Annotated in this window: 2 protein-coding genes; one reads left to right on the top strand and one right to left on the bottom strand. The window is 67.0% G+C overall.

The genetic code is table 11. The features are described from left to right. Positions 1–139: 139 nt before the first annotated feature. Complete coding sequence (locus ON38_RS03180; RefSeq protein WP_039822214.1) at positions 140–700, top strand: TetR/AcrR family transcriptional regulator; 561 nt, start codon at positions 140–142, stop codon at positions 698–700. Between the two features lie 37 nt (positions 701–737). On the opposite strand, the gene ON38_RS03175 is transcribed toward ON38_RS03180, so the two are convergent. Beyond that, the coding region (locus ON38_RS03175) for an alpha/beta hydrolase (RefSeq protein WP_039822213.1) at positions 738–1666 on the bottom strand (929 nt) is incomplete at its 5' end.

Below are 1666 nucleotides of genomic sequence, written 5' to 3'. Positions count from 1 at the left end.
CGTCTGATGCGGCGATTGGGTCTCGCGCAAAATCTGCTACCCGGATGATCGGACCGCCTGCCCGACCGTTCGCCTGCCAAGGCCGTTCTTGGGGGCCGGTCAAGATAGCATCGGGGCCGGTACTAGGTCAGGACTGGAGATGCCTCGCAACAGACGTCCGCAGGATCGGGAAGAGAAGCGTGCGGAGATCGTGGTGGCTGCCCGGCGGTTGTTCGTCGAGCAGGGATACGACGCGGCGTCGATGACGCGGATCGCCCGCGACGCCGGAGTGGTGTCGAATACGCTGTACTGGTACTTCCAGGACAAGGACGCGGTATTGATCGCGGTACTGGATGCGGTCCTGGCCGACTCGATGGCCGCCTACCGCGAAGTGCTGGGCTCGGGGCTGGCTGATCGGCTGTTGTGGCTGGTCGGGGAATTGGAGCAGCTGGGGCGATTGGTGAGCACGGTGCACACGCGCGCCGAGGAGTCCGCGTCCATTCAGGAATGGCATGAGCAGTTCCACGCACTGGCCGAGGGATTGTTCCGGGCAGAGCTGATCGAGCTCGGCGTGCCCGCCGGCGAGGTGGATTCGCTGGTCACGATCGGCGTTTTCGTTGTCGAGGGCTTGCTGACGCATCCGAGGGATCGGGCTCAGCGGCGCGCGGTGATCGAGACGTTGCTGAACAGCGCTCGCAGTCTTGCCGCAGCCGCCGGCTGAGTACCTGGCCTGCGCACGTCCACGAGCTCGGGGCGACCTACTGCGTGGTGCGTGCAGTGTAGTCGAATTGTGTTGCCAAGAAATAGAGTTGGTCACGCACGGCGCGTTCGAAGTGTTCGCCCAGGTAGATGTCGAAGTGGTCGCACGGGTAGTTCTGGACGTGCACGTGTGCCAGGCCCTGCGCGTAACGCCTTGTGGTCTTCGCGGGGGCGGCCGCGTCGTTGTCGCAGACACACAGCAGCGTCGGAGTGCGCAAGCGAGCCAGCGCGCGACCGGGCCGATCGAGCGGAAGGCGCAGCACCAGCCGTGCGGCCAGCGCGTTGGCGGCATCGAATTCACCGTCCGGGCCGCGCAGTACACCCCATATGCTGTCGCGACCGGCACCGGTCATGGGTTCCTCCCCGCCGTCGATCTCGGTCAGCTCGATGTTCTTCGACACCTGACCCCGCAGCGACGGCAGCCGTTCCAGCAACGCGCTGGTGCGCCGTGAGAGCCGGGTCCCCGCAGGCAGGAGTGCCGAAGCGCCGGCGAGGGCGTCGGGTGAGGCGACGAACGCGGGCATCCAGGACGTCCCCGCCATCGGTAACAGGATCGGCTTCGCGCCGAACCAGGAACCTACCGTGTCGAGGATGCCGGCCACTGTCAGCGCTACCGCGCTCAGCGGGCCGGTCCGTAGACGCGAGCGCAACGACGCCGGCCCGTCGGTGAAGGGACACTGGGCCACGACCGCCGCGATACGGCTGTCTTCGGAGGCGACCTGAAGGACATGTCCGCCGCCGAACGAGCTCCCCCACAGAGCGATCCGGTCGACATCGACCTCCGGAAGTGTGCGCACGAAGGCCAGGGCGGCATGCCAATCGGCGCGTTGGCGGCCGATATCGAGGAGCTGGCGCGGCGCTCCGCCGCTGGCCCCGAGGTGACGGTAGTCGAACACCAGCACCGACCACCCCGCCTCGGCGAACCGTT

Origin of the sequence: Nocardia testacea NBRC 100365, assembly GCF_000308775.1 — a bacterium.
Taxonomy (GTDB): domain Bacteria; phylum Actinomycetota; class Actinomycetes; order Mycobacteriales; family Mycobacteriaceae; genus Nocardia; species Nocardia testacea.
Note: the sequence above shows the minus strand (reverse complement) of the source record. Positions and strands in the feature narration are given on the sequence as shown.

Excerpts from the sequence above, each read along its gene's own strand:
- ON38_RS03180 (WP_039822214.1), top strand. The coding sequence starts at position 140 with ATGCCTCGCAACAGACGTCCGCAGGATCGGGAAGAGAAGCGTGCGGAG.